Genomic DNA, 26,618 nt, shown 5'->3' on the forward strand with positions numbered 1-26,618 from the left:
TTTAATCAGACCACCTTGCTATTTTAATATTCAAAAAAAAAACGAGTAAGATAACAAACATTCTGTTATATTACTCGTTTTTCATCTCACAATATCAATGAATTGATTTTCTATGAACAATTCAACTTGTTTTCTCGTCACAATTGGACTGTCACCTAAGGTCGTATGGGATAGCACAGCACTGACTGTTGCTAATTCAACCATAGCTGCTTCTTGCCAGTCTTCTAGAACAGCCGTAATAATACCAGCTGCAAAGGCATCACCAGTCCCCACTCGATCAAAGACGTAGACTGGGTACTCAGGTGAATAATAGAGACCTTTCCCTGAGGCGACAAAACCAGTTAAGTAACGTTGATTCTCCCGGTTTGAGCGATTCGTTCCGACAAAATAAGCAACTTGATACTCTTTAATAAAGTTGGCAGAGAGGCTTTGAAAGTCGGCGCCTTCCACCCCTAAAAGTTCTCTAAGGTCCCGTTCCCCACCGATCACAATATCGGCAAAAGGGAGAATTTTCTCGTATTGCTCTCGGACCCAAGCAAGCTCGTTCGTTGTATTCAGACTTGGTCGGTAATTAAAATCAAAACAAACTTGTTTATTTTGCGCTTTCGCAAGCTTCGCCAAAGTGAAAGCCGCTTGCCGGGTCTCTTCTGTTATAACTAAAGAAATACCACAAATATGAACGAGATCAACTTCAGCAATGGCGGCTGCCATCTCAGCCTGACTCCACTGACTGATTCCGAAAGAACTATGAATTCGATCTAAGTAAGTCACTTCTGAGGGGCGATTACCAAAACCTTGTTCTAAAATATAAATCCCAAGATGATTACCAGCCTGTTTACAATAACGGTCTGAAATGCCTAATTTACGAATTTCAGCTTTAGCTGCTTCACCTAAACGGTTATCAGGTAATTGAGTCAAAAGTAAGGTCTCGTGACCAAAATGACTAATACCACTTAACACATTAAGGCCCGTACCAGTAAAGTTTAGACGGGCATCTTTCGTTTGTTCTAACATTTGATAATTATCCATCGCGATTCTTAACATGACTTCGCCAAAAGCTAAGACCCGTTTTTTCTTTTCCATCTCTGCTCATTCCTTTAGTTCTATTTTAAAATCTTTTTAACCGTTTCGTATAAGGTAACGACATCTGCTGGACGAGTATCACCTGTTTCAGAGTCAATGATTGAACTATAAATATGAGGGATAATTGTTTTAACTCCAGCATCGACTGCAATTTGCACAATCTTTTCAAAGTTTTCTAAATCAATCCCACCAGTTGGTTCTAGAGCAAAGTCATTTTTAGCACACGCTTCAGCTACGGCTTGGTATTCGGCTTTATGAGCTAAGCCATTCATTGGGAAAAATTTAATTGAGGTGCCACCCATGTCTTTTAACATGGCAATCGCTGTTTCGATAGGCACTTCCCCAGCGGTTGTTTGACTACTTAAAGGTCCTGTTGCGACGTTAACTAAGCCAACTTTGCCAGTTGGTGAAATTAAGCCATTAACAACCGTTTCAGATTGCCCTAATAAAGCTCTTGATGGGCCAACGCCAGTAAAGACTTGATTAACATGTTGAGGTTGCAGAACCCCTGAGAGACGACTAACCATTTGACTTTGATTAGGGTCGCCAGCTCCTAAGCCTACGGATAAGGCATTGTTAGTAGCAGCTTGATATAGTTTCATATCAGCAATTGCGGCTTCATCTGTCTCATAATTTTTAGAGAGCACCCCTAAAATAATATGACCTTCGGCAGCTTCATAACAGGCTTTAGCATTTTCAACTGAGTTTGCTAAGACATTTAAACTAATTTTTCCTTGATAATAATTTGGTGTCTTTTTCATAATTTTTCCTTCTTTCTATCCATTATGCCATAATTTCAGTCAAACGAGTCACGATTTGACCCATTTCAGTTTCGTTAACTGAACGAATATCAAATTCAATAATGCCATGATTGGCCCGATATTCCCGTGTGTAAATAGCTGGACTTTCAGCTTTTAATTGCTTGATGACTTCAAGAGCAGTCTGTTGCCCTTTAACTTGGACCTCAGCCCGATAAATTGCCCGACCAGCCCCATCTTGCACCTCTTGGGCCTGAATACCTGGGATTTGGTTTAAGTTCCTTAAAAAGGGCCCTAAGCGCCTTTGCATTGCTTCGCCAGTTTCTGATCCTTGACTTAGATAGTCTTCAATGGCTTGAGTAAAGCCTAAAATATTTTCTTTACCAATTTTCATTGACCGGCCAAGGCCTTTACTTTGCAGTCTCGTCCAAGCCACGTAAGCTTTTTTACCAATCACTAAGCCTGAACTTGGGCCTTCAATGGCTTTAGCACCGCTATAAATGACTAAATCGCCACCAAGCTGGACGTACTTTTGTAAATCTTCTTCCGCTGCTGCATCAATAATTAGCGGTAAATTATGTTTTTTAGCCACTTGGCTTGCTTCAGCCACTGTCAGCATACTTTTTTGAACTGTATGGTGACTTTTAATATATAAAATCGCCGCAGTTTGTTCAGTAATCATCATTTCTAACTGTTCAGGAGAACACATATTAGCGTACCCAGCTTCAACTAACTCGCCACCACCTTGGGCAATCATCACATCGACCCCTGTCCCGTAATCAACGTTATGACCTTTAGCTATGACAATTTCCCGTTTCTCTTGTCGCTTTTCGTAAGGATGATATAAATGATAGACATCCCCTTGGCCAATTATACCAGCAATCGACTGAGCAATTCCAGCTGAGGCACTGGCGACAATTACCGCATCTTCCACACCGATTAGCTTAGCAATGTAAGCCCCGGTTTTTTCGACTAAGTCAGCCATTTCAAAAAAGGTCTCACCTGCCTGAATTTGAGCCGCTTGAACAGCTTTAGAAACTTTTGACACTCCTAAAATCGTCATTCGCCCTGAAGCGTTAATCACTCTTTTTAAATGATATTTTTCATAACTACTTAATGACATAGACATTTCCTCCTACAATGGCTTGCTCTGGGATAACTTGCATTTTTCCAAGGCGTTGATTGCCGTTAGAATCGACTAATTGTCGCTCCCCATGCTCAACCTTGAAAATCGTGAGATCCCCGTCGTAATCAACTTTCAGTTGGCCTTTATTAGCTAACTTAAAAATAGCTGCTGGTTCTATCGTGATTTTGGAAATCAGCTCTTCTAAAGAGTAGCCAACTTCTAACATTTTTTCTAAGGTTGTTGCTAAATTATGAACTGGACCATTTTCACGGTTACGGTGATAAATATCTGTGCTAATTGTCCGAGGGACCATCTTCTCTTGTAAGGCTATCTCAGCTACATGGAAATTAAAACTATCTGTCCCGTGACCGATGTCGAAAACCACGCCCTTTTGATAGGCTTCCCAGACAAATGACTTAATACTATCAGTACTACCGAGGATGCCATTACTTTTGCCGTTAAAACAATGAGTCACTACATCCCCTGCTTCTAAGCAACTCAAAACAGCTGAAAGTTCCGGTGGGGCAGAACCAATGTGAACCATCAATGGTGGATTCTTTAGTTCCTTTTGAATCTTTTTAGCCATTTCTAAAGGAATGATATCATTTTGACCGACAACCGTTTTACTCATCCGCGCTTTCAGACCAACAATAAATTCCGGATAAGCTTGAAAGGCTTGATGAATCAATTGACTGTTAATTTTAGTTAAATCAGCTAACTCATTTTGAGCAACAATGCCCCATTCAGAAATATTTAAGAGGGCCAAGACATTCGTCCGACTGTTCCGACTACATTCATAAAAGTCACCAACATTAGCCGGTCCAGTTGAGCCAGCATCTATGACCGTCGTCACTCCTGTTTCGACACCGACTTTGTCTGGCTCGTCATAATACAATGTCATTTTTTCGAAACAATGAACATGACTGTCGATCCAACCGGCTGAAAGATAACTAGCTTGTGCCAGCTCAATCGTCTTTTTAGTTGTTCCTTGTAAATCAGTCCCAATTGCCACGATTTTCCCATTCCGAATAGCGAGATCAATCACTTCACCAGTTACTAATTTCCCTTCTTTAATTAACAAGTCATACATAAGTATTCATTCCTTTACACTAGTCGGAACTTACTCCAAGGTAAGATAAAATCTAACAATAATAATTCTTCTGCTTGGATATGCCCGACTAAATTTTTGCGCTCATCTTGATGAGGTTCTAAGACAATTTGTAACTCATTTTTATACTTACCAAACTCATCGTTTCCAATCACAACTGCCCCCCGTTGGAAAACCCCTTGTTGATCGTGAGGCGGATTAGCTAATGGTTGGTATTTTTTACGGACTTCCGTGGAACGAATCACTTGACTCGTAATATCCCCTCGACGGAAATGTTGTGGCTCAGTAACGATTCTTTTTTCAACAGTTGAACAAGTTGGTAAGAAATCTACAGCTAACTCCACTTGATAAGGATTGACAGCTGCCATGGCCGCTAGTTCTTCATCTGAAGCATAGGCATTGCCGATAATCACGTCGTCAATTAACCCTGTCCCAAACAAATGCTTCGTTTGGACTTCAACTGGTAAATGACGGTGAATTTCTAAAGTTGGTAAGCCATCATTAATGTCCCAAGGGCCAATTTGACCGACTTGTGAATTGACAAAGGCGGCTGTTCTTAAGCCTTGCTGTTTAAAGCGTTGACTACACTTAACAAAGAAATCGTATGGCAAGGCTGTTCCTGCTTGGGGGTAAAAGTTGTGACAACCGTATAAGAAAGGTTTATTTGCTTGATACGTGAGAATATTATCAAGATAAGCCACGTCATTACTCATGTTTAATTCAATTCCTAAATTATACTCGTTAAAGGTCAACATCGCTTCTTTATTACCATCAAAGCCCACATCTAACCGAATACCATCTGCTCCTAGCTCATGGAAGAAACTCAAATCATCGTAAGATATGGCTAATTCTTCAAAGATTGAAGGGGCAATATCTAGAATAACTTCGTAACCTAACTCCTTGCCTAAGCCGATAATTTTCTGAAATTTTTTCTTAACGGCTTCTTTGCCTTCAGTCACTTCCAGCATACTCATAAAAATTCGTGAAAAGCCTAAATTTGCTGCTTTAGTTAAATAATTAGCATCTTGCGTAAAATCGCTATGATCTGGATAAATTGATACACCTAATTGTCTTTTCATCGTTCCATTCTCCGATCGATTCCTTGGCGATACCTTACAACTAGATAACTAGCACAAAAAATCGTTCCTGCCCCACAAAATAATCTGAGGACTGGTAGCATCGCCCCTGTCAAACCTAAACCGCCAATTATAAAAACTGACACTATCATGACGAAAGGAAACTTTTTTTGATCTAATTTGTCAATCAGTACTAATTTTAGCGGCCGCTTTTCAATTAAATATAAGCTACTACTAAAGATAATTAACATAAATACAAAACTAGCACTAGTCATAAGTTACCTCCTTATTTATATTGAAGTGAATATTTTACAAAAAATCTATGTTTTATAAAGTTTATATTATTCATTATAACGTTTTTGTCTAATTTATACTAGATTTGCTGCTTCATTTTCAATTGCTAATTGTTGTTTTTCAAAGGCTTTGAAAAATGGGTAGTAGATAGCTAAACTAATTAAGAAGTTTACAATAACTAATCCCCCGGCTCGTAGACTATAATCAGTACTCATCCAAGCCGCAATAGGTGAAGGGATCGTGAAAGGCATCCGATTAACCATCATTGGAACAATGTTGGAAACAGTCAAGAAATAAGACAAGGTTGTCGTCACAAGTGGCGCAATAATGAAAGGAATCCCTAAAATTGGGTTCATGACAATCGGTGCACCAAAAATGACTGGCTCATTAATATTAAACAAGCCTGGTAAGAATGACAAACGACCTAAACTTCTTAAAGAATCAGATTTAGAAAACATCATTAAGATAACTAGAGCCAAGGTCATTCCTGCCCCACCAATCCAAACGTACCACTGTAAAAACTGCTCCGTAAAGATATTTGGCATATTATTAGCACTGGCTCCATCTAAAAAGGCTTCGGCATTTTCAGCAATTGAGATGTCCCAGAAAGGCCGAATGACTGGTCCCATAATGGCTGGCCCGTGAATTCCTAAAACCCAGAAGAAAGTAATTAAGAAAACCGTTAACAAACCGCCAAATAAACTGTTACCAGCGAGAATATCTTTAGCAGGTAATAATAAGTTACTTAAAAAAGCACTAATATCAAAGTTCAAGACGTAACGAATAAACCAGAAAAATAAAATCACGACAACTGTCGGTAATAAAGCAATAAACGAATTTGAGACTTCTGGTGGTACACCAGGAGGCATTTTAATCGTGATGTTGCGTTTTTTCATAAAATTAAATATTTCCACGGCAATAATAGCTGAAACCATTGCTCCAAATAAGCCAGCAGCACTTAAATTAGCCACATTCATGTAACGGCCAGCAGCCACTACACCAGGAATTTCTTCAGTAATATGAACTGGTTTAACTGAGGAAATCAAAAAGGCTAAAACTGCTAGAAAACCACTGGACATTGTATCTAATTGATAACTACTTGCTAAATTTGTTGCGATACCATAGGTTGCATATAAAGACATAATACCAACGGTGTATCTAAAAGGTGTATCTAACATCGGTTTGAAAGGCTCTATCCAGTCTGCAATTGCTGGAATTGGGAAATTTAAAAATATTGTAAAAAAAGACCCCACAATAATTAAAGGCATCGTTGCAATTAAACCTTTTCTAATTGCCATCATGTGCCGTTGAGAACCAATCACATTAGCAATTGGCATGACTTTCTCCTCCAAAAAATCCATTAACTTATTCATAAGTCTGCTCCTCTTCTATTTGTTTTATTTCCACTACAAATAGATTATAACATTATAATGTTTAATAGTAAATATTTATCATAAAGAAGTATCCTATCACTTGATTTGTAATATTTTAGTTATTAGAACTTATTGAACAGCTACAGTTGCGCCTTTTTGAACGGATTATTAGAGAAAAGTTCAGAAAAAAAGCAATGACAACTGTCACTGCTTCTTGGCTCTAATAGAGCTTTCCCTATATTTCAAACTCAATTTCATAAGGATACAAGTTAGTGTTATAGACTGAAACTGACACTTCAATCACCTGATTATCACGATTAAAGCCACGACGGACTCGTTTCATTCCATGACTCTCTGTGGTTTTTAGCACATTTTTTTCAGCTGCGCCAAGAACAGTTACCGAAAATTGGTCTTGAAAATGATCAACTAAAAAGTTCTCATCTGCTAAGATTCGGTACATAGACGTTGTCGCTAATCTTTCTTTGGTCTGTTGATAGACACTTCCTGGTAAATAATGATTAAAAATAATATAAGGTTGCTCATCAATATCATACATCCGTGTGATTTTAGTTACCGTTTCACCAAAATACTCATAATATTTATGCTCTTGATCGATTGCTAACTTATCAATCTCAACTAATCTTTTAGCAATCTTAAAGCCTTTTTTTTCTAATACTGTTGAAAATGAATCACCTTTTGAGAGTTTATTAAACAAACGATTACTTAAGACTGTTGTTCCTTTGCCGCTCTTTTTTTCAACGTAGCCTTGTAAAGATAAGACTTCGATCGCTTTGCGAATCGTAATTTTACTGACTTTAAACATCTCTTCAAACTCAGTTTCAGTTGGCAACATTTCCCCAACCAGATAAACATTATTTTGTATATCGTTCTTTATGCTCTCCGATATTTCCATGTATAAAACACTTTTTCTTTTCATTTTTTAGCCTCTCACTTTACCTGTAGTTTGTCTAATCCCTTCTATTATACAAAAAAAGAGAGAAATATTCTCTCTAAATGTGTTATATTTTAATTTTTTATTCAATTTCAGTTTGAACATGTTCATCAATAATTCGTTCTAGCATCTGATTTTCTGATTGAATCACATCAAAATAAGCAGCTTTTTCAACTAAATTTTCATAATCACCTGATAAAATAACAACACGAGGTTTCATCCATAAAAAGCCTTGACGAATTTTAACCCGATCATTAATCATTTTGCACTCGTCCATCATCACAAATAGTTCGATGTCTTTAGGGGATTGTTTTAAACGATTGACTCGTTCTCGTTCATACTTCATTTCACTTTCACCAATTGTTAAGCGCTCACTGATTACAATTAGCCGTTGATTTACTTGATAAGTGTGTTCTAAATATTTAGCTTTTTGATACAGTTGATCGTATTCGATTAAATCGATATGCTTTTTACGATACCAGTCTTCAGATCGTTCAACATAAGGAATTTCACCTTCAATAATATCAAGGCTATTTTCCATTACTTGACGTTCTAACCGACTAACTAAATGTTCAAGTTTTTCATTCGTTACTTTGATTCGCTCTTTAGCATCACGTTCCCGGCGTAAAGCTTCTTCATAATACAAAGCTTGCTTATTGAGAACTGTTGTATTACCAGAAACAGCTTCCTGACCATAAATTGCCATCCCTTGATTATTAAGCATCTCAATTTCTTTTTTTAATTGTTCATTTGTAGTTTTCAGACGTTCATTTTCAGCAGCTAATTGATTATCATTTAAAGCATAGCTGTCTGCTTGTACATCCTCCGAATATTTTGCTTCTTTAGTCTTTGGTTGAAACGACTTTGCTTCATCTGGAGCAACAACTGGTTCAGAAAAATTATAGATAAAAGATTCAGTTGTCCTTAGTGGTTCAACTACTTCATCGCCAACTTCGTCCATTTCCAAACCGCTCTTTAAATAATCTTCGACAATATAAAAAATTTCTTGTTCCCACGCAGAGACAGGATCTTCTTCACCAGGTACTCCTTGTTGAATTAAAGATTGAGATAAAATAGTCCCAAAGGGGAAACCTTGTTCATTTTCCACTAAAGGAATAAATTCAAAGGAATATTCTGAAATTTGTGAATCAATTTTTTTCACTTGTGTCCAAACCATTTGAGGATAATAGCGTTTTAATTTTTCTAATAAGTCTTCCCATTCAATGTCACTTTCTAAAAGTACAATGCTCAAACTTTTTTCTAATGAAACAGCTTGAAGAAGTTGAGTGAATTGACGCTCAACTTCTTCAGCTGGATAAGTGTAAATTGAATTTTTTTTCTCATATAACTTTCGACATTGCTCTAGTAGCGTCGCTAAGGGATTGACTTGAAAAACAAAATTGCCTTCCTCAAAGGTTGGATGTTGGTAAACTGATACTTCAATTTTGCCTTTCATCCACCTCGTCCTCTCACTTTAAATATATGTTATATAAGGACTCGTAGTTACTAATATTTGTCCTTCTGTTAATATCGTATCTTCTAAATTATTCCACTTAACTAATTGTTCCACAGGAATACCAACTTTATCAGCAATGTCACTAATATTTTCACCTTTAGTTACATAGTGAGTTTTATCAGTTTTGACTTGCTTGCCAGCAACCTTAAGGGTTTTAGCTTCAAATAAAGCTGAAGGTACTGCGTTTTTCATAGCATGACCTAGTTGACTAACTTTTAATAGGGCAACTTCTTTAGCTTCTTTAGTCACTAACTCTTTGTCAGTGGCTTTTTTTCGTTTACTTGCAGCTAAGCGATCTGTTTTCTCTTGAACTTTTTTGTCAGTCGATAATTTTTTCTTATCAGTAATTTCTTCAACGAGTTCACGTCTAACAACTATGGTTGTATTAGCTTTTAACAAAAACTCATCTTCCGACATTTTATTTAATTCTTTAAGTCGGTTGATTGTTGTTCCATAATGTTTACTAACGTCCCAAAGACTTTCACCTTCGGCAACTTTATGGCGAGTCACTTTAACCCGTTTTTTAACTTTTTTCACTTCATCAAACTGTTGTAAATCATAAGTCTCAATTAAGCCATTCAACTTCTGGTTGTAGCGAGAATCCGTCGCATAACGACCAGTTAAATAAGTCGTTGCGTCACGATAAGACTTAGTCTTACTTTTCCATGTCCCTTGATAAAAACTTGACGTTGAGTTAGTGCCACCTTTAATTAATAAGGCGTAATCTTCTAATGATTCTTTGTAACTTGGGTATTTTCTAAAGTTAGCGGTAATTGAATACATCTTACCTTTACCATTATCTTCTAGTGTCGGCATACCAACACTTTTCCCTTTATAACTACCTTTGATACCAAACAAGTTAAAGTTAGGGTCCCGGGCTAATGTACTATTCCCTGAAGCACTTTCTAAAATTGCTTGAGCAATCATTACTGAAGCATAAATATCATTTTTCTCACCAATCCGACTAGCTTGTGGGCCTATTTGATTGATGAACTCTTGAGTCGATTGGTTTTTACTATAAGTAATACTACCTTCATTCAAGAGTTCTTTGTCCGTTTGCTCTTTGTTACTACTAGAAGAGCTACTCGAACTTGAATTATTTGAGCTACTTGTGCTCGGTTTAGATGAACTTGAGCCTGGTTTAACGGTACTATTACTTGTCGTTGATGTGCCTGGTTTTGACGAGCTAGTACTTGGCTTAGTTCCACTAGAATTTGTGCTACTTGTTGACTCAACTGGCTTTGAACTACTTGAAACTGGTGGTTGACTCTCAGAAGACTGTTGGCTGCTACTAGAAGATTCAATAACATTACCTGACGACGTATCTATGGTCGGCTGAGGCACTTCTTCTAAGCTACTAGAAACTAGCGTATTACTAGTTCCACCAGTGGATGTCGAGCTAGCTTGTGATTTAGTTGTTTCGGCATATGCCAGTGTTTCTAAAATTGGTGTCGTTGCTGATACTAAGATCAACCCCGCACTTGCTTGGGCTCCTATCCGTCTTAGTAGTGCTCCTTTTGACTTTTTATTAGACATTCATCATTTCCTCTTTTCTAACTACCTATTCTTCCTCTGGACGTTCAACGTCAGAAAGGATTGTTAATTTTCTTAGTAGTTCTTCGAAAATCATTTCTGAATCACTCTTCGTCGCGTAAATCTTTTGATACAACGTCCGAGCATCTTGGGAGATATTTTCTAAATCTCTTTCAGCATCACTAACAATTCTTCTTGAATCATAGTTTGCTTGATCAACAATTTGACGAGCTTTTGATTTTGCTTCTAACATAACTTCTGCAATATCTTCTTTCGAAATCGCCCCTTCTTCAATTAAACGGCTATTCGTTGCTAATAATTCATCTTTAGCCGCTGTTAATTCTTGACGTAACTCACGTACTTGTTTTTTAAGTAATTCTTTTTCTTGCTCTGTTTCAGGATCTGGCAAGGCGGCTGTTTGAACATTCAACATTTTTTCAGTTAATTGATCTAATTCCGTTTGTTTTACATTAATTTCTCTTTGGAATTGTCGAGCACTTGCTTCAGCACGACTAACAACTTCCGTATTTTGTTGAATCTCTTGTGTCATACGAGTATTTTCTGAGCGTAAAGCTGCTAATTCAGCTTTCATTGCCGTTGAGTCTTCCTCTAATTGTTGATAGTGATTAGGTAAGGCTTGCACTGACGATAACTTCATAGCAAGTTCTTCTTTTTCACGTTTTAAGTTAGCTAATTCACGGTCTTTCTCTGATAAAAGACTGTCAAAATTATTTCCTTTAGGAGCAGCACTACTTTTAGGGGTTGAACCACTTGATTTAGTCTTTTCTGGCTCTTTATCCTCTTCGTAATACTCTTCATAATAGTAGTCATCATAATAATCGTCATCATCATAGTAATAGTCATCATAATAATCTTTGGCTTTTTTACTTTTTCTAAACACAGTTGTTCCACCTCTCTATGAAATACAGGGTATTTTCAATAATTAACTTTTGTCTACACAATAAAAGAACTTATAAAAGAACTTTTGTTAGTAAGCCTTGATAATAACCTGTTCGCTTGATTTCCAATTAAACAATTAGCTCTTATCTTTGTTAAAACCTACTCAAATATACACTCTAAATTATACCATATCCGTTTTAATATGCAACCTTTTTTGTTAAAACTCCCCTTTAATTACATAGCTTTTGTTCGTTAAATAACGAAGAAAAATATTTAGACACTGAGGTTCTTCACTTACGTTTTTTATATTTCATGGTATACCTTATAAACTTCTTGTTTTTTTATCCCTCTTATTTTAGCGACATTTTTAACTGCATCTTTTGATGATTCACCTGAGGCTATTAATTTTTCAACGTGTTCAAGAATTGATAAGTCTCGCCACAAGGCTTCTGTCTCAGCCTTGATAGCCGCTTGGCTTTTACCAGCCACTAGAATGCAGCACTCCCCTTTAATCTCATGATCTTCTAAATAGGCGATTATTTCATTTAAACTGCCTCTGATATATTCTTCATGAAGTTTCGTTAGTTCACGACAAAGAGCGCCTTGACGCTCACCACCAAAAACTTCAGCCATGTTTTTAAAGGTGCCTTTTAATCGCCGAGGCGATTCGTAAAATATCAACGTCTCTTCTTGACTTTCCAAAGGGGTTAACAAGGCTAATTGTTCGTTCTTTTTACGACCGATAAACCCATGAAAACTAAAGGTTTCAGCTGCTAAGCCTGAGGCAATCAAGGCCGTCACACCAGCCGTTGCTCCTGGCAATGAAATGACAGGTAAATCGGCTGCTAAACAAGCTAAAACTAGCTCATGTCCTGGATCACTAATTGAAGGCATACCAGCATCGCTCACTTGTGCAATATCAGCGCCAGCTTTTAACTTTCGAATTAATTCAGGTATCCGTTCATTATAATTATGTTCGTGAAAACTGATTTGGGGCGTAGTGATTTCAAAGTGATTGAGTAATTTTTGGGTGTTGCGGGTATCTTCACTAGCAATTAAGGTCGCTTCTTTCAAAGTCGTAATTGCTCGGAAGGTCATATCTTGTAAATTGCCAATCGGTGTAGGAACTAAATAAAGTCGCCCAGTCTCAATTGTCTTATCATAACTTTTTTGCTTTAGCATCGGTTTGACTCCTTATTTTAAGTAATTGTTCACAAGTAATACTAAAAAACTGGTAGGATTTCTCCGACCAGTTTACTTACGTTCGCCATAGATAACATCTAAACAAAAGGCACACTCTTCATCATTTTCACGGCGTGAACCGTAACAAACGTTACAGACATGAAAGCCTTCTTCATAAATTTTTTCTAAATTCAAACGAGATTTAGACAGTTCTTGTTTTTCATCAGAACTATTTTGAATCGCCTCTAGCTCCATTAAACGGGCTCGTAAATGGCGGTTTTCGATTTCTAAACTAACATTTTGCTCAGTTAACTTGTCGACTGCTTCTTTCATATCACTTAAGCGAGTTAAAATATTTTTGACTTCTGTTTCTAAATGACCAAATTCGTCATGTAGTGTTCGTTTATCCATCAGAATCTTCCTTTTTATCCGTTGTCACCTGAGCTAAGCCGTTCTTTTCAAACTCTTTTAGTTCATCGTAATCATAATCAACGGTCATTTCTTTACCAAAGAGGCGGACTTTAACTACTCGATCTAATAAATTTAAACCAATTACTTTGCCTAAGCCTTCTGGTGTTTTGATTTCTTTGCCATAATCGGGTAACTCACGACGAGCATCTTCATACATATCATTTTCATATTTCAAACAACACATTAAACGGCCACATAAGCCAGAAATTTTCGTTTGGTTCAATGACAAGTTTTGATCTTTAGCCATTTTTATTGAAACAGGAATAAAATCCCCTAAAAAAGTTGAACAACATAGTTGACGACCACAAGGACCAATTCCGCCTAAGATTTTAGCTTCATCTCGGACACCTATTTGGCGCAGTTCAATCCGCGTTTTGAAAATACTTGCTAGATCTTTGACTAATTCTCTAAAATCAATCCGACCTTCAGCTGTAAATTGAAAAATCATTTTTGAGCGGTCGTAAGCATATTCGACTTGAATAAGTTTCATCTCTAATTGATGTTCAGCGATTTTAGTCTTCGCAATCGTAAAGGCTACTGCAGCATCTTCGCGATTTTTATCTTCTTTTTTTATTTCGTCACTTGAGGCTGTTTTCAGAATCGGTTTTAAGTCATCTGGTAAATCCGCTGGTTCAACAATTTTCTTCGGAATTGCAACAGCCCCTAATTGTTTACTCTGTTGTGTTTCAACTAGTACTTTTTGATTGTATTTATATTCTTCTTTGCCTGGTGTAAAGTAATATATTTGTCCCGCTGGTCTAAATCTGACACCAACAACTTCTACCATAATAACCTCCTTATCCCTCCAACAGATGCAATGTAAACTGTTCACATACATTTTGGAAACTGACGTTTGCTTCGATTTTTTTACGACAATTCAGTGTTTCTTCAATCCCTTTTAACAATTTTTGCCGCGACCACTTAGTCGGAAACTGTTGAGATTTCTGACCTTTGATTGTCAGTGATAAAACACCTCTTAAATAAACTAATAACATATCAAAGAGAAGCCCTTGCTGCTCTTTTTCTTTAAAGACTTTAATGATCTTTTGTTGGACATAAACAAAAGAAAAGGGATTGTTTTCAAGGATATAGACTAACCACTTGTCCACAGTTTCCTTACTTTCATTAAACCACTCCTCTTGATAAATTTCAATAGCTTTATCAAGACTATGAGTCAATTGGGCCAGTAAGTCGCCGTCAATTTCAGAAATCCCTTGGCTTAACAACTCTGATTTTAAGTTTTTTTCTGATAATGGTAAAAAGTGTAACGCTTGGCAACGGGATTGAATCGTTGGCAAAATCCGGCCTTTAGCACTTGTTAGAAAAACAATCACAATCTTGCCTTCAGGTTCTTCAATAAATTTTAACAAGCTATTAGCAGCGCTAGCCGTCATCTTTTCGGCATCATGAATAATCAAAACTTTTTGCTGACTCTCCATCCCACTTTTAACGAATGTTTCTTTAATTTCACGTATTTGGTCAACTTTAATTCGTTGGCCGTCAGGTAAAATATTGATGACATCTGGGTGTTCTTCATTACTTATCCTTTGACAATTATGACAACTACCACAAGGTTGATCACTTGTTTCTAAACAAAAAATTCGTTGACTCAACCAGAGGGCCATTTCTTTTTTACCAGTTCCTTGCTCCCCTTCAAACAAATAAGCATGAGTTAAACGATTTTTAGCGACACTTGCGGCTAATTGTTGAAAGACAATCGGTTGTTTTTGTGAAATTCCCATCTTAATAGCGGTGGAAGCCTTCAACTGGCATCACGAAAACTGTGGCACCACCGACTTGAACTTCTACAGGATAAGCCATATGACTATCGACAGCCGCATCTAAACTAACTGGGGCAGTCACGTATTGTTCCCGGGCTTGGCAAATGTCTTTAATAATGTCTAAGGCGCCTTGAACACGCTCATCTTCAATCCCGATAATAAAGGTTGTATTACCGGCTTTCAAAAAGCCTCCTGTTGTCGACAATTTAGTCGCTCTAATGTTAGCGTCGATAAACTCGTTAGATAGACGGTTACTATCTTTGTCTTGGACTATAGCTAAAATTAATTTCATACATAACTCCACCTTTCTTTAATTGAATAACTCAGGGAACTGTTCACTGATTGCTGCAAAACAATGCTCAATAACAACTTCTAAAGATTCTCGAGCATCGATCATTACGATTCTTTCAGGATTTTCTTCCGCTAACTTCAAGTAAGCATGTCGCACTCGTTGATGAAAGACTGGACTTTCCACGTCTAAACGATCTAGCTCAGCTAATGAACGACCTTGTTGAATGCGACTTAAACCAGTGTCAGAATCGACATCTAAATACAATGTTAAGTCTGGCGTAACTGATTCAATGGCAAATTCGTTAATTGAAGCAACTTCAGCCATACCAATTCGGCGACCGGCACCTTGATAAGCTAATGAACTATCGACGAAACGGTCACATAATATCAATTTTCCAGCTTCGATAGCTGGTAGAATCTTTTCTACTAAGTGTTGACGGCGGGCCGCTGCGTAAAGCAATGCTTCGGTTCGTTCATCCATCTCTGTATTTTTAGGATCAAGAATAATATTCCTGATTTTTTCGGCAATCGGGATGCCTCCTGGTTCTCTCGTCAATACTAAGGGACGATTCAATTCATTTGCCAGTTTTGGTCCTAATTCTTTAATGACACTTGTTTTTCCAGCACCATCTGGACCTTCGATTGTTATAAAAATACCTTTCACTTCAACTGCCTCCAATGTCTTTCATATCTTTATTTTACTTGATTACGTAGTGACTGTCTATTTAGACGACTAAATTTCGCGGCGACCTTCAACAGCTTTTAATAAGGTAATTTCATCTGCGTACTCGATATCGCTACCGACAGACAAACCGTGAGCTAAACGAGTCACTTTGATTCCCGCTGGTTTAATTAAGCGGGAAAGATACATCGCTGTCGCTTCACCTTCTGTTGTAGCATTAGTTGCAATGATCACTTCCGTAATCTTATCATCGTGAAGTCGTTTAATTAATGGCGCAATGTTAATATCATCAGGACCCGTTCCATCCATTGGTGATAAAACTCCATGTAACACATGATATTGACCTTTATACTCCCGCATCTTCTCCATGGACATCACGTCTTTTGGTTCCTCGACAACTAAGACAACACTCTTATCACGAGTTGTTTCTTGGCAAATCTCACACGTTTCTTCTTCAGCGATATTGCCACAAATCGCACAATAATGTAAATCTCTTTTAACACTAATTAACGCTTTGGCAAATTCATTAACATCTTCTTCACGCATGTCTAAAGTGAAGAAAGCTAAACGGGCGGCAGTCTTCGCCCCAATTCCTGGCAAACGCATATAACTTTCGATCAATTTTGCGATTGGTGTTGGATAATGCATCCTATCCCCTACTTTCTAAAAAAGGGCTGTGACATTAGTCACCGGCCCCTTTTTTTGATGAACGTTGTTTGATACATGGGTTCCAAAAGTCAAAGACTTGTATTTAAAGGACTATTGTCACCCCTTCTTCGATCTCATCAATCAATTAAAATCCTGGCATACCTTTAGTGTATTTACCCATTGTTGCTTCTGTTTCTTTTTCAATCTTAACTAAGGCATCATTAACTGCCGTTAAAATTAAGTCTTGCATCATATCAACATCTTCTGGATCAACGACTTCTGGTTTAATTGTTAGATCAACCATTTTACGATCACCAGTAAAGGTTACTGTCACTAAATCATTTGTTGCTACTCCTGTAAATTCTTTAATGTTTAAGGCGTCTTGAGCAACCACCATTTCTTTTTGCATTTTTTGTACTTGTTTCATCATGCCTTGCATATTTCCCATACCACGCATCATTTTACATCACTCCTATATATAATTTTATTAAATTGATTAATCATTAACAACTTCGACAACGGCTTCACCAAAGAGTTCTAAAGCTTCATCAACGACTTTATTTTCGTCTTCGGCTGGTTCTTCACCATCAAACTCATTGATTGGCAAGGCATCATTAGTCGACGCCTTGGCCATCTCTGTTTGATGACTGTTCAAAAAGTCTTTCCGCAAGCCAGACCAACTGTCACTTGGAATACAGACTAAGTTTGGTTCGTATTGAATGAGGCGCGCTAAACCTTTCGTCACATTTTCTTGTAATTCCAGGTCTTCACTAGCCCGTTGACAAACAATTTCGTAACTGAATGAAATGACTAAACCGCCATCACTAGCAGCGACTGGCTCACTAGCTTTTAACATCGCTCGTTGAGTCACAGTTAACAACTGTAAAAGTTCTTCCCAAGCATCTTGCAATTGCTGCAAGCGCCCGCGAGTCGCGTCTCTTAAGACTTGATAGACTCGCTCTGTTGGCAAACGATACGTGGAAGGTTTAGGCGTAGGTTTATTAGCACCTTGGCTTTCTTGGACACTACCAGTATTTTTGACTTTCGCCAACTCTTTAGTTAATTCCGCCACTTGCTCTTGTAACTGGCTAAAGGCTGCAGATTCCACCGGCTCAGCTGTTGAACTAACTACTCCTTGATCCGCAGCTACTGGCCGTAATGTGCTTAAGCGGACAGTTGCCACTTCCAAATAAATATTCGGGTGATTCGTATAACGAATGTCATTTTGGGTATCACTTAATAATTTTATGTATTGATAAATAACTATTGGTGACAAGCTCGTCCCTAATTCTTTAAAAGCTGCCGTTAACTGACCACTCTGGTTAGCTAACAAGTTAGGGGCTTGTTGAAACATCAAAAGATCTCGACAATAAAGCAGTAAATCTTCTAAAAAGCGGCTACCCTCTTTGCCTTCGTCTAATAAATTAGCTAAGACGACTAAAGCTTCTTCCGTTTCTTGCTGAGCACAATGGCTCATAAACTGGTCCATCATTTCAAACGTTAGACTGCCGGTGACTTGTAGGGCATCATTTAACATTAACCCCTCTTCACCAAAAGATAAGGCTTGATCGAGAATACTTAAAGCATCTCGCATCCCCCCTTCAGCGGCTCGGGCTACTACGTATAGACCTTGTTTTTCAAAAGGTAAGGCCATTTCTTCTAAAATATGTCCTAAGTGATTAACAATATCTTCCGTACTAATCCGTTTGAAATCAAAACGTTGGGTCCGAGAAATAATCGTCAGCGGAATCTTATGAGGTTCCGTCGTTGCTAAAATAAATAAGACATTTTTAGGTGGCTCTTCTAAGGTTTTTAACAAGGCATTAAACGCCCCTGTCGATAACATATGAACTTCATCAATAATATAAACTTTATGTTCTGCTTGAGTCGGTGCGTATTTGACTTTCTCACGAATGTCACGAATTTCTTCAACACCGTTATTACTGGCAGCATCAATTTCAATTACGTCATTTAAGCGGCCTTCGGTAATCGACTGACAAATGTCACATTCATTACAAGGTTCACCATCTTGGTTATTCGGACAGTTGATCGCTTTAGCAAATATTTTAGCCGCACTCGTCTTTCCTGTCCCCCGTGGACCTGTAAATAAATAGGCATGGGAGGTTTTATTTTGGATAATCGCATTTTTCAATGTTTGCGTCACCGTTTGCTGGCCGACAATCGTATCAAACCGTTGGGAACGCCAGACTCGGTATAAAGCTTGGTAGCTCATTTATTCTCCCTCACTTTCAAAAAAATCGCTAGTTATTATTATACGTTAGAATGGGCAAAATTTCCACTCTTAAAAAGTCATCTGGCTTTTAGTTTGAAGTTATCTTGACTAATTACAAAAGTCAGCCCCTCTCTCTTAAGCTCTATGAGTCAAAATAAAAAAACGACTCAAGATTAGTCTTGAGTCGTTGAAAGTTTTAAATTATAAAGGCACATGGTGACACTTGTTAGTGCTGCTTCCTTCCGGACCTGACACGCTTGGCAAGCTCACCATTGCCCTAGCCTTGCGGCAAGACCTATTGTACCTTATTTTTTTTATTATAGCTAGTCTTTTTCACGAAAAGTTTCTCTCACTACCATTTTCGCGTTTTTTCGAAATGTTGGGCGCGGTTTTCTGCCTCAGCAATAATGCTTTTCGGATAAGCCATGACACTTAAAAGCTGAATAGCATTGCGACTTTTAGCTGGCCCATGGCGTAAGACATAATCAAAGGTCACCCCTTGATCCTCAGTAACTGTTTCAGAAAAATGGATATTTTCACAGTGATCTTTTAGCAATTCCGTTAATTCAATGTCATGGGTAGCAATGAAGGCTAAACTTTGACTTGCCCTTAACCAGTTGACAATGGCGGAAGAAGCGGAAATTCGCTCAACAGTGTTTGTGCCTCTTAAGATTTCATCAACAAAACAATAACAAGTTTCTTGACCTTTAACTTTCTCAATGATGCGTTTAACCGACTTAATTTCCGCGACAAAATAACTATCGCCTTCAAATAAACTGTCTTCTAAAGCCATCGAACTAAGAACGGCACCTGGTTTCATTTGCCAACTACGACTACAAGTGAGACCTATGGTTTGAGCTAAAATCCCATTAATGGCGACAGCTTTGAGATAAGTTGACTTGCCGGAAGCATTTGAACCCGTTACAAGCGTCGTTTTATGCCACTGGACCTCATTCGCAACGGCTTGGCTTAATAGCGGATGGTACATCCCTTGGCTACTAATGCCGCCTTCCGTAGCAAAACTCGGCGGACTCGTATAAGGCATGATTTTCTTGAAATTTAAAACCGCAATGGCACTGTCCGTTTTCCCTAAGATTTCCGCTAAGCGCAAAGCTTCATTTTGGAAAGTACTAATTTTATTGATTACGACATTATAGGAGATTAAAGGCACCATAAAGAGAATATTAAGGTATTCTAAAAACATCTCCGATTCCGATCCTGACTTAAAGCGAAATATAAAGCCTAGCTTCCCAACGGTTTTTAGCTTTTTGCTTAACTCCTTCAACTCCCCTTGGCAAGGGTGAGACACTTGACTTGCCTCTTTAGCTAAGGCAATCATATTGACTAAGTAACTCATACTCAACAACTCTCGTTCTAACTGTTGTTTTTTGATTAAATAGACGATACTATTCGTGACCACATTGGCAATTAGCCCTAATAAAAAGAGGCTATTCTGAGAAATAATCAAGGCCCCTAGCAACACAAGTGGGGCAACGCCTAAGCAGTAATACAACCAGGGATTGCCTAACTTGTTGGCTTGGGGTTGATTTAAGTAAACCGTTAACTGGTTACGATCCCGTTTGCCAATTTTAGCTAGAACGTATTGAATCTTACTGCGAGCCTGATCATCCCCTTCGTAAAAATCAAGATACTCTTGAAATTCAGCAACCCCCTTGGAATCATTAGCAAAACTTCGTAACAATCGGTAGAGATTTTCTGCGCCCAAACTAGATTTTGTATTATTTAATAATTCAAAAACCCTTGCCATATCTAAATCATTCCAAGTAATGTCATCAATTTTAAAGTCACTCGGATGTTGTTCCTCATAATTTAGCCACGCCGCTTTTAGACTCTCTTCTTTATCAAAGCGGCTTCCTCTAGGATGAATCCCCCACTCTTTCCTAATCTTTTCTTTTAATTTACGTTTTTCCCAACTCTGTATCCCTAGATATAAACAAAGACTTAATAGTAACATGCTAGTAATTAGCAACCATTGTTTACTCATCAGCGAGTCGCCTTTTTTCAGCTTTTTTACGGGCCCGTAAGTCTTTAAAAAATTGGGTTAATAATTGCCCACATTCAACCTCTAAAATGCCAGCTTCCACATATGCTTGATGATTAAAGCGTTGATCTGTCAATAAATTCATCAAAGTTCCAGCTGTTCCCCCTTTAGGGTCAGGGGCACCGTAATAAACTTCTTCAATCCGAGCCAAAATAATCGCACCGCTGCACATCGGGCATGGTTCTAAAGTCACGAAAAGCTGTGAGTTTGCGATACGCCAACTATCTAAACCGGCGCAAGCTTCTTGAATGGCACTCATTTCAGCATGAGTTGTCGGATCGCCAGAAACTTCTCGACGATTATGGCCCCGGCCGATAATTTGACCCTCTTGCACAATGATTGCCCCAATTGGCACTTCACCAATCCTTTCGGCTTTCAACGCTTCTTGATAGGCTTCTTTCATAAATGCTTCTTTTTCCGCTAAAGTAAAACTTGTCACTTTTTCCATTATCGTTCCTCACTTTTAATCAATCTTACCAAAATCACTGATTGGCCAATACTTAAATTTCGCTTCTCCACTAATCGCTTTTTTCGATATTAGACCAAATTCATTGCTGTCAAAAGAATGGGGGCGATTGTCTCCTAAGACAAAATAATAACCTTGGGGAATGTCACTAATATTTAAATGGCTCTCTAAACTATAATCTTCGGTAAAGAGCTGACCTGGATCTAACTGGCTTTTGTAATTCTCTAAATAAGGCTCTGGGATTTCTTCGCCATTGATGTACAATAAATCAGCTTTATAAGCCACATGATCGCCTGGCAAACCGATTACTCGTTTGATGTACGTTTTAGTAGGATCAACTGGGGATTTAAAGCTGATAATATCAAAACGCTCAATCTTACTTTGTTTCACAGCCCAAAGTCGTTCGCCTGTGGCAAGAGTTGGCGCCATTGAAATACCTTCCACTCTCAAGGGAGTAAATAAAAAGACTCTAATTAACAAGACTACTAAGGCAATAATGATAAATTGAAGCAAATCGCCTTTAGTTAACTTCCCTTCAATACCTTTCTTCTTCATTAATTTTCCTCTTTTCTCTGATTTGTTTTTTGTTCTGCCATTAAGTATACTATGAATAAATAGAATTTTACATAATTAATAGAGAGATAAATGGTGATGAGAATGGAAAAACAACAGTTACAGGAAATTTACAGTTTTGGTAACATGCTCCCGGCTCCAAAAGATCCCTCCCTTTATTTAAATATCCCGATTGAAAATCAGTGGTTTGTTTTAGCTTTGGCAGAGTTAAGTGAGTCAGAAGTTAAACTTTTAACTCATTTATACGCTAATCAAAAAACCCTTACTGTTAATGAGCAACAACACCCTTGGTATCGTTTTTTGTTTGAACAAAAGCCTTTGGAACAACCCACTGGTACTTACCGAATTATCCAATTTAATTTAATGAATCATGTCTCAAAAGTGGATCGTCAGGAGTGGCTAGAAGCCTTTGCTAGTATGTTTACCCATTTAGCAGACTACTTTTTCGTCACTGAAACTTACGGCCTCTTAGTTGAAGAAAAACAAGAAAACAACTACTCTTTAGAAGAGTTGGAAGGTATTTTACTGACCTTAGAAAGTGACTTTTTATGGAAAGGTAAAGCTTTTCTCGGTAGCTATTTAACTGTTAGTGATGGCTTCCCCCGTTTTTTCCAAGAAGAGAAAAATATCTTCTTAACTGAATTGCCAACGATTAAAAGTCAATCAGCTTTTTCTTTGTCCCAAGTCGCCTTACATTATTTCACTAAAGAAGCCTTAGATCAAAGTCTAATTATGCAAATCTTTAGTAAAAAATTAACGATTGACGTTGAAATGACTGAAATTATTACAGTCCTTTGGCGAAACCAAGGAAATATTAGTTCGACAGCTAAAGAACTTTTTATGCATCGGAACACCCTCCAGTACCGCTTAGAGAAATACCATGAGCAGACTGGTTTATCTTTAAAAAATATGGATGACTTAGTTCTTAGTTACTTATTAGTTGCCTAAAAAAAAAGAGTCGCCTCGAGGCAACTCTTTTTTTTAGGCGAAGGATTCCACAAAATTAGCTAACATTCTTTTGACTTCTTCCGTCCCCTCCCGCACTGGATTACTAGTGACAGAAATTTTTTTCCGGCCTTCTTTAACTTTTCTTAAAATACTAACGACTGATTGAACTTCCGAATCTGATAAATCATCAACTATGTTCAATAACTTTTCACTGCCATCAAATTTTTCGTTAACAAATTGCTTCACAGTTTGACGATTTTTCGCTTGCTTAATTGTTTCAATTAACTTATCCGAGACAGTCAAAGCGACTGCACTGCCAATAATAGTTGCGGTACCGATTCCAAGTATGACTTTCATTGATTTTTTCATTTTCTCAGCTCCTCTAATTTATCTAGTTTTAGTATAACATTATTAGTCTTAATTACCCATTAATCCCGTCTATTTCCAAAAATAATGATCAATCTTAACAATTGTAAAAAGACTGAAATTGCTGAGGCCACATAAGTTAAGGCAGCGGCAATCAAAACTTTTCGAGCCATGCCTAACTCTTCACTGTCTAAAACATTTTTCTCTTTTAAGATATTCAAGGCCCGACTTGAGGCATTAAATTCAACAGGTAATGTCACTAATTGAAAAATCAAGGCCAAAGAGAAACAGACAATCCCAATATTGATTAAAAACTGCCCAAAGAAAACACCCGCCATAATTAAGGGGAAAGAAATTGTTGCCCCAATATTTGCCGCCGGCACTAAAAGCGAGCGTAACTTCAGTGGGAAATAATTAACTTGATCTTGAACTGCATGACCACACTCGTGAGCAGCCACTCCGATTGCGGCAACAGACTGAGACTGAGCAGTGGCTTGAGATAGATTTAACGTTTTATTGCCTGAGTTGTAATTATCAGTTAAATCGCCACCGATTTCTTGAACCCGGACATCTCTAATCCCTGATTCAGCCAAAATAATATTTGCAACATCTGTTCCTGTATAGCCTTTTTTATTAGCGTATTCATCGTATTTCTTAAAAGTCGTTTTAACATAGTTTGAGGCTAAAAAAGACAACCCCATTCCGATAATAATTAAAATATACGTTGAGTCCCAGAATAAATTCATTGGTCCAAACATTGTTACTCCCCCCATTTCTAATAATCGACTTCTCGTCTGATACTTTTAATTTTACCATGAGAATCTAACAATTACTTGAATAAAGTATGAAGCATTTAAGATTAAAAAAAAGACTAAAAACTAACTATGGATACTAATCTGAAGTCTGGCTCTGATTATTATTCCTTGGTAAGTTTTTAGTCACTTTTCAACTAAATATTTAGATTTTTTTGACGAATTCTGATTTAAGTTTCATTTGCCCAAATCCGTCAATCCGACAATCAATGTCATGATCGGCATTATCTTTAGGATCAATTAAACGAATGTTTTTAATCGTTGTCCCTTGTTTAATCGCCGCTAAAAAGCCTTTAACTTTTAAGTCTTTGACGACTGAAACAGTATCACCTTCAGTTAAAACATTACCGTTAGTGTCTTTAACAACTAACCCAACTTCTTCTTCTAGTACTTCTTCACCAGACCATTCGTGGGCACATTCGGGACAAACGAATAAGTTACGATCCTCATAAGTATAAGTTGACTGACATTCTGGACAGCTTGGAATTGACATTTTTTTGCTCCTATCATTATATATTTCACTAAACATAGATTAGCATATTCAAAATAAAAAGCAAACACATTCTTGTTATTATATTACCCTTTATATAATAATCGACGGTTTGACTTCTTTCAAATAAAGAACTTTTAATAATTTTCCAACTTATTACTAATGTGTTCATCGTTAATTTCACTTATTTAATCACTTTTAACAAGATAAGTATCCTTAAAAACTTTTAAAACAGTTATTTTCTAGAAATTGATTTCTTTTTTCATAATATGGTTATTTAACACTTAAGCAACCATTTGAAATAATAATAAACAGTTCATTTAAAGTTTAATTTTAACATTTTAGTTAAAAATGCTATACTAGTTAAGTAACTGTTAAAGGAGGTCCAAATGAGAGAACTTTTAGACTCATCTACCAAAAGACGTTTAGAGATATTAGAACAACTAAACAGGTCTGCTGACTGGTTAAGTTCAAATGAACTTGCCAATACAAACAAAGCATCCCTAAGAACAATTAATAGTGATGTCCATTATTTAAAAGAAAATTGGTTTCCCCATCTAATCATTGAGACTTCAAAGAAGAACGGTGTTCGTTTAAGTACGCCACCAAGTAGTCATGCATCGGTTGTATACAATAGTGTTATTGAAAATTCTGAAGCATTTCAACTATTAGAGAAAATATTTTTCAATCCTCATACAAACATTGAAGACTGGGAAGACGAAATGTTTATTAGTGAATCTTCCTTATACCGAATTGCTAATCAACTGACTAGTTCATTAACACACTATGGTTTAAATTTACAAAAACGACCATGTCGCGTCTCAAATCAAAACGAAATTTATGTTCGTTACTTTTATACAACCTTTTTCTCAGAAGTCTACGGCATTCATGACTGGCCCTTTGCCCTTGATCGAAGAAAAACGGTTATTTTAGCGCGGGATATTTTCGTTAAATCTGGCTATCAAGTCGATGAAGTCTTAATTATGAACCTAGCTTACGTTATGGCAGTGAGTCTGGAACGGATTAGTCAAGGTTTTTATTCAGAAATCTCTCATCCAGAGCGGATTACTAAAGAAATGCGCGACCCTTTTTACGAATTTGAAGAACAAATAAATTCTTTGATTTCAGTCTTAGACTTGTCTTTAAACGATAAGCTCTTAGATGATTTGATTAACTCTATTTATTTCGTTAAGGCAATTATTATTGACCACGTTGATATTATTGCTTTAAAAAGTAAGTTAGCTGATTTTATTGAGTTAATCAAAGTTGCTTTAGATTTAGAAATTGATGATTTAAGCCGCCAAAACATTAAGAATGTTCTCACATTCATTTATCTCGAACATCTGACTTATCCTTTCGATGATTATATGTTGTTTAATCGCTACGAATTTAACGGTACAGCCATTCGTAAAAATTTTCCTTCCTTCACTAAAGTCGTTGAAAAAGGCTTAGGGACGATGGAAGCAGAAATGGCTTTCCCTTGGCTATCCACTTTTAAAAATGAAGTGATTTACTGGGTCATGGTTAAATGGCGTCGCTTGCCAACAATTCTCGAAAATAAAAAAGAAAAAGCTTCCATGTTAGTCCTCAGCGATCTCGGTGAAGAACATGCTAACTTATTAGCAGAAATGATTGTTAAAAACTTCGGCACGAAAGTTAAAGTTGTTGCCTACCAAGAATCGGTTATCTTTTTAGAAGAGGCTGATCCAGCTATTTTTGAAGGTTACGACTATTACGTTACGACCTTCTTTAAAGATATCATCCCTGAAGATAAGATCATCGTCGTTGACGCCATTCCTTCTGATCAAGATTGGGGTAAAATCCGTCGGGCAATTAATAAAATTAATCAAATTGACCCTGCCCTCTTAGATTATCTGAAAAAAAACAGTTAACA

The 26,618-nt window shown here is 37.3% G+C and carries 28 protein-coding genes and 1 other RNA gene; 2 read left to right on the plus strand and 27 right to left on the minus strand.

Going from position 1 to position 26,618, the window contains the following annotated elements:
* Positions 1-81: 81 nt before the first annotated feature.
* The 24 genes from CBF35_RS04465 to lepB form a co-directional block, all read right to left on the minus strand.
* Entirely contained in the window at positions 82-1,083 is a 1,002-nt protein-coding gene (locus CBF35_RS04465) for a sugar kinase (protein ID WP_126778791.1), read from the minus strand.
* Positions 1,084-1,103: 20 nt separating this feature from the next.
* Positions 1,104-1,844 (minus strand): 2-dehydro-3-deoxy-phosphogluconate aldolase, encoded by a 741-nt coding sequence (gene dagF, locus CBF35_RS04470; RefSeq protein WP_126778792.1) that lies wholly within the window; start codon positions 1,842-1,844, stop codon positions 1,104-1,106.
* A gap of 22 nt (positions 1,845-1,866) precedes the next feature.
* Positions 1,867-2,964, minus strand: coding sequence for a DgaE family pyridoxal phosphate-dependent ammonia lyase (locus tag CBF35_RS04475; protein ID WP_126778793.1), 1,098 nt, complete (start codon positions 2,962-2,964; stop codon positions 1,867-1,869).
* Complete coding sequence (locus CBF35_RS04480; protein ID WP_126778794.1) at positions 2,951-4,057, minus strand: amidohydrolase/deacetylase family metallohydrolase; 1,107 nt, start codon at positions 4,055-4,057, stop codon at positions 2,951-2,953. The genes CBF35_RS04475 and CBF35_RS04480 overlap by 14 nt, the downstream gene beginning before the upstream one ends.
* Before the next feature lie 14 nt (positions 4,058-4,071).
* A complete protein-coding gene (locus CBF35_RS04485; RefSeq protein WP_126778795.1) occupies positions 4,072-5,154 on the minus strand; it encodes a DUF871 domain-containing protein in 1,083 nt (360 codons plus the stop codon).
* Complete coding sequence (locus tag CBF35_RS04490; RefSeq protein WP_126778796.1) at positions 5,151-5,426, minus strand: hypothetical protein; 276 nt, start codon at positions 5,424-5,426, stop codon at positions 5,151-5,153. The genes CBF35_RS04485 and CBF35_RS04490 overlap by 4 nt, the downstream gene beginning before the upstream one ends.
* Positions 5,427-5,519: 93 nt before the next feature.
* Complete coding sequence (locus CBF35_RS04495; RefSeq protein WP_126778797.1) at positions 5,520-6,818, minus strand: PTS sugar transporter subunit IIC; 1,299 nt, start codon at positions 6,816-6,818, stop codon at positions 5,520-5,522.
* Between the two features lie 235 nt (positions 6,819-7,053).
* Positions 7,054-7,755, minus strand: a complete 702-nt coding sequence (locus CBF35_RS04500) for a GntR family transcriptional regulator (RefSeq protein ID WP_126778798.1) — start codon at positions 7,753-7,755, stop codon at positions 7,054-7,056.
* Between the two features lie 97 nt (positions 7,756-7,852).
* Entirely contained in the window at positions 7,853-9,226 is a 1,374-nt protein-coding gene (locus tag CBF35_RS04505; RefSeq protein ID WP_126778799.1) for a hypothetical protein, read from the minus strand.
* Positions 9,227-9,244: 18 nt separating this feature from the next.
* The gene (locus CBF35_RS04510; protein ID WP_126778800.1) at positions 9,245-10,822 is read right to left on the minus strand and encodes a glucosaminidase domain-containing protein; all 1,578 of its coding nucleotides are present in this window, start codon (positions 10,820-10,822) and stop codon (positions 9,245-9,247) included.
* A gap of 25 nt (positions 10,823-10,847) precedes the next feature.
* On the minus strand, positions 10,848-11,720 hold the full coding sequence (locus CBF35_RS04515) for a hypothetical protein (RefSeq protein ID WP_126778801.1): 873 nt from the start codon (positions 11,718-11,720) through the stop codon (positions 10,848-10,850).
* A 302-nt stretch (positions 11,721-12,022) separates the two neighbouring features.
* Positions 12,023-12,901, minus strand: a complete 879-nt coding sequence (gene rsmI, locus CBF35_RS04520) for a 16S rRNA (cytidine(1402)-2'-O)-methyltransferase (protein ID WP_126778802.1) — start codon at positions 12,899-12,901, stop codon at positions 12,023-12,025.
* A gap of 72 nt (positions 12,902-12,973) precedes the next feature.
* Complete coding sequence (locus CBF35_RS04525; protein WP_126778803.1) at positions 12,974-13,312, minus strand: DNA replication initiation control protein YabA; 339 nt, start codon at positions 13,310-13,312, stop codon at positions 12,974-12,976.
* Positions 13,305-14,159, minus strand: coding sequence for a PSP1 domain-containing protein (locus CBF35_RS04530; RefSeq protein ID WP_126778804.1), 855 nt, complete (start codon positions 14,157-14,159; stop codon positions 13,305-13,307). Before CBF35_RS04530 ends, CBF35_RS04525 begins: the two co-directional genes overlap by 8 nt.
* Before the next feature lie 10 nt (positions 14,160-14,169).
* Complete coding sequence (holB, locus tag CBF35_RS04535) at positions 14,170-15,114, minus strand: DNA polymerase III subunit delta' (RefSeq protein ID WP_126778805.1); 945 nt, start codon at positions 15,112-15,114, stop codon at positions 14,170-14,172.
* A 1-nt stretch (position 15,115) separates the two neighbouring features.
* On the minus strand, positions 15,116-15,445 hold the full coding sequence (locus CBF35_RS04540) for a cyclic-di-AMP receptor (protein WP_126778806.1): 330 nt from the start codon (positions 15,443-15,445) through the stop codon (positions 15,116-15,118).
* Between the two features lie 18 nt (positions 15,446-15,463).
* On the minus strand, positions 15,464-16,108 hold the full coding sequence (gene tmk / locus CBF35_RS04545) for a dTMP kinase (protein ID WP_126778807.1): 645 nt from the start codon (positions 16,106-16,108) through the stop codon (positions 15,464-15,466).
* Between the two features lie 69 nt (positions 16,109-16,177).
* Positions 16,178-16,774: a recombination mediator RecR gene (gene recR / locus CBF35_RS04550; protein ID WP_126778808.1), complete on the minus strand. Its 597-nt coding sequence runs from the start codon at positions 16,772-16,774 to the stop codon at positions 16,178-16,180.
* 145 nt (positions 16,775-16,919) lie between these two features.
* Positions 16,920-17,234 (minus strand): YbaB/EbfC family nucleoid-associated protein, encoded by a 315-nt coding sequence (locus CBF35_RS04555; RefSeq protein WP_126778809.1) that lies wholly within the window; start codon positions 17,232-17,234, stop codon positions 16,920-16,922.
* Between the two features lie 36 nt (positions 17,235-17,270).
* The gene (gene dnaX, locus CBF35_RS04560; protein ID WP_126778810.1) at positions 17,271-19,007 is read right to left on the minus strand and encodes a DNA polymerase III subunit gamma/tau; all 1,737 of its coding nucleotides are present in this window, start codon (positions 19,005-19,007) and stop codon (positions 17,271-17,273) included.
* A gap of 197 nt (positions 19,008-19,204) precedes the next feature.
* An RNA gene (ffs, locus tag CBF35_RS04565) (signal recognition particle sRNA small type) lies at positions 19,205-19,291 on the minus strand.
* A 68-nt stretch (positions 19,292-19,359) separates the two neighbouring features.
* Complete coding sequence (locus CBF35_RS04570) at positions 19,360-21,012, minus strand: MutS-related protein (protein WP_244922560.1); 1,653 nt, start codon at positions 21,010-21,012, stop codon at positions 19,360-19,362.
* On the minus strand, positions 21,005-21,517 hold the full coding sequence (gene tadA / locus CBF35_RS04575; protein ID WP_126778812.1) for a tRNA adenosine(34) deaminase TadA: 513 nt from the start codon (positions 21,515-21,517) through the stop codon (positions 21,005-21,007). The genes CBF35_RS04570 and tadA overlap by 8 nt, the downstream gene beginning before the upstream one ends.
* A gap of 15 nt (positions 21,518-21,532) precedes the next feature.
* Positions 21,533-22,090 (minus strand): signal peptidase I, encoded by a 558-nt coding sequence (gene lepB, locus CBF35_RS04580; protein ID WP_126778813.1) that lies wholly within the window; start codon positions 22,088-22,090, stop codon positions 21,533-21,535.
* Between the two features lie 102 nt (positions 22,091-22,192).
* On the opposite strand from lepB, the gene CBF35_RS04585 reads away from it, so the two are divergent.
* A complete protein-coding gene (locus CBF35_RS04585; RefSeq protein WP_170174712.1) occupies positions 22,193-23,056 on the plus strand; it encodes a helix-turn-helix domain-containing protein in 864 nt (287 codons plus the stop codon).
* A 33-nt stretch (positions 23,057-23,089) separates the two neighbouring features.
* On the opposite strand, the gene CBF35_RS04590 is transcribed toward CBF35_RS04585, so the two are convergent.
* The 3 genes from CBF35_RS04590 to CBF35_RS04600 all read right to left on the minus strand — a co-directional run bounded on the left by CBF35_RS04590 (position 23,090) and on the right by CBF35_RS04600 (position 24,727).
* Positions 23,090-23,425, minus strand: a complete 336-nt coding sequence (locus CBF35_RS04590; protein ID WP_126778815.1) for a hypothetical protein — start codon at positions 23,423-23,425, stop codon at positions 23,090-23,092.
* A 59-nt stretch (positions 23,426-23,484) separates the two neighbouring features.
* On the minus strand, positions 23,485-24,180 hold the full coding sequence (locus CBF35_RS04595; RefSeq protein ID WP_126778816.1) for a zinc metallopeptidase: 696 nt from the start codon (positions 24,178-24,180) through the stop codon (positions 23,485-23,487).
* A 199-nt stretch (positions 24,181-24,379) separates the two neighbouring features.
* Positions 24,380-24,727 (minus strand): zinc ribbon domain-containing protein YjdM, encoded by a 348-nt coding sequence (locus tag CBF35_RS04600; protein ID WP_126778817.1) that lies wholly within the window; start codon positions 24,725-24,727, stop codon positions 24,380-24,382.
* Positions 24,728-25,113: 386 nt separating this feature from the next.
* Here CBF35_RS04600 and CBF35_RS04605 point away from each other — a divergent pair, with 386 nt between their 5' ends.
* Positions 25,114-26,616 carry an AcpB/EbpR/MafR family transcriptional regulator gene (locus CBF35_RS04605; RefSeq protein WP_126778818.1) on the plus strand — a complete coding sequence of 501 codons (1,503 nt, stop codon included), beginning with the start codon at positions 25,114-25,116 and terminating at the stop codon, positions 26,614-26,616.
* Positions 26,617-26,618: the final 2 nt, after the last annotated feature.

The sequence above is a fragment of the Vagococcus salmoninarum genome, from assembly GCF_003987495.1.
Classification (GTDB): domain Bacteria; phylum Bacillota; class Bacilli; order Lactobacillales; family Vagococcaceae; genus Vagococcus_D; species Vagococcus_D salmoninarum.

Excerpts from the sequence above, each read along its gene's own strand:
- holB (WP_126778805.1), bottom strand. The coding sequence starts at position 15,114 with ATGGGAATTTCACAAAAACAACCGATTGTCTTTCAACAATTAGCCGCA.
- recR (WP_126778808.1), bottom strand. The coding sequence starts at position 16,774 with ATGCATTATCCAACACCAATCGCAAAATTGATCGAAAGTTATATGCGT.
- lepB (WP_126778813.1), bottom strand. The coding sequence starts at position 22,090 with ATGAAGAAGAAAGGTATTGAAGGGAAGTTAACTAAAGGCGATTTGCTT.
- CBF35_RS04525 (WP_126778803.1), bottom strand. The coding sequence starts at position 13,312 with ATGGATAAACGAACACTACATGACGAATTTGGTCATTTAGAAACAGAA.
- CBF35_RS04490 (WP_126778796.1), bottom strand. The coding sequence starts at position 5,426 with ATGACTAGTGCTAGTTTTGTATTTATGTTAATTATCTTTAGTAGTAGC.
- CBF35_RS04540 (WP_126778806.1), bottom strand. The coding sequence starts at position 15,445 with ATGAAATTAATTTTAGCTATAGTCCAAGACAAAGATAGTAACCGTCTA.
- CBF35_RS04570 (WP_244922560.1), bottom strand. The coding sequence starts at position 21,012 with ATGAGTAAACAATGGTTGCTAATTACTAGCATGTTACTATTAAGTCTT.
- CBF35_RS04590 (WP_126778815.1), bottom strand. The coding sequence starts at position 23,425 with ATGAAAAAATCAATGAAAGTCATACTTGGAATCGGTACCGCAACTATT.
- CBF35_RS04585 (WP_170174712.1), top strand. The coding sequence starts at position 22,193 with ATGGAAAAACAACAGTTACAGGAAATTTACAGTTTTGGTAACATGCTC.
- CBF35_RS04530 (WP_126778804.1), bottom strand. The coding sequence starts at position 14,159 with ATGGTAGAAGTTGTTGGTGTCAGATTTAGACCAGCGGGACAAATATAT.
- tadA (WP_126778812.1), bottom strand. The coding sequence starts at position 21,517 with ATGGAAAAAGTGACAAGTTTTACTTTAGCGGAAAAAGAAGCATTTATG.
- CBF35_RS04485 (WP_126778795.1), bottom strand. The coding sequence starts at position 5,154 with ATGAAAAGACAATTAGGTGTATCAATTTATCCAGATCATAGCGATTTT.
- CBF35_RS04595 (WP_126778816.1), bottom strand. The coding sequence starts at position 24,180 with ATGTTTGGACCAATGAATTTATTCTGGGACTCAACGTATATTTTAATT.
- CBF35_RS04465 (WP_126778791.1), bottom strand. The coding sequence starts at position 1,083 with ATGGAAAAGAAAAAACGGGTCTTAGCTTTTGGCGAAGTCATGTTAAGA.
- CBF35_RS04555 (WP_126778809.1), bottom strand. The coding sequence starts at position 17,234 with ATGATGCGTGGTATGGGAAATATGCAAGGCATGATGAAACAAGTACAA.
- dagF (WP_126778792.1), bottom strand. The coding sequence starts at position 1,844 with ATGAAAAAGACACCAAATTATTATCAAGGAAAAATTAGTTTAAATGTC.
- CBF35_RS04600 (WP_126778817.1), bottom strand. The coding sequence starts at position 24,727 with ATGTCAATTCCAAGCTGTCCAGAATGTCAGTCAACTTATACTTATGAG.
- CBF35_RS04605 (WP_126778818.1), top strand. The coding sequence starts at position 25,114 with ATGAGAGAACTTTTAGACTCATCTACCAAAAGACGTTTAGAGATATTA.
- CBF35_RS04510 (WP_126778800.1), bottom strand. The coding sequence starts at position 10,822 with ATGTCTAATAAAAAGTCAAAAGGAGCACTACTAAGACGGATAGGAGCC.
- CBF35_RS04475 (WP_126778793.1), bottom strand. The coding sequence starts at position 2,964 with ATGTCATTAAGTAGTTATGAAAAATATCATTTAAAAAGAGTGATTAAC.
- CBF35_RS04505 (WP_126778799.1), bottom strand. The coding sequence starts at position 9,226 with ATGAAAGGCAAAATTGAAGTATCAGTTTACCAACATCCAACCTTTGAG.
- CBF35_RS04495 (WP_126778797.1), bottom strand. The coding sequence starts at position 6,818 with ATGAATAAGTTAATGGATTTTTTGGAGGAGAAAGTCATGCCAATTGCT.
- CBF35_RS04500 (WP_126778798.1), bottom strand. The coding sequence starts at position 7,755 with ATGAAAAGAAAAAGTGTTTTATACATGGAAATATCGGAGAGCATAAAG.
- CBF35_RS04480 (WP_126778794.1), bottom strand. The coding sequence starts at position 4,057 with ATGTATGACTTGTTAATTAAAGAAGGGAAATTAGTAACTGGTGAAGTG.
- dnaX (WP_126778810.1), bottom strand. The coding sequence starts at position 19,007 with ATGAGCTACCAAGCTTTATACCGAGTCTGGCGTTCCCAACGGTTTGAT.
- rsmI (WP_126778802.1), bottom strand. The coding sequence starts at position 12,901 with ATGCTAAAGCAAAAAAGTTATGATAAGACAATTGAGACTGGGCGACTT.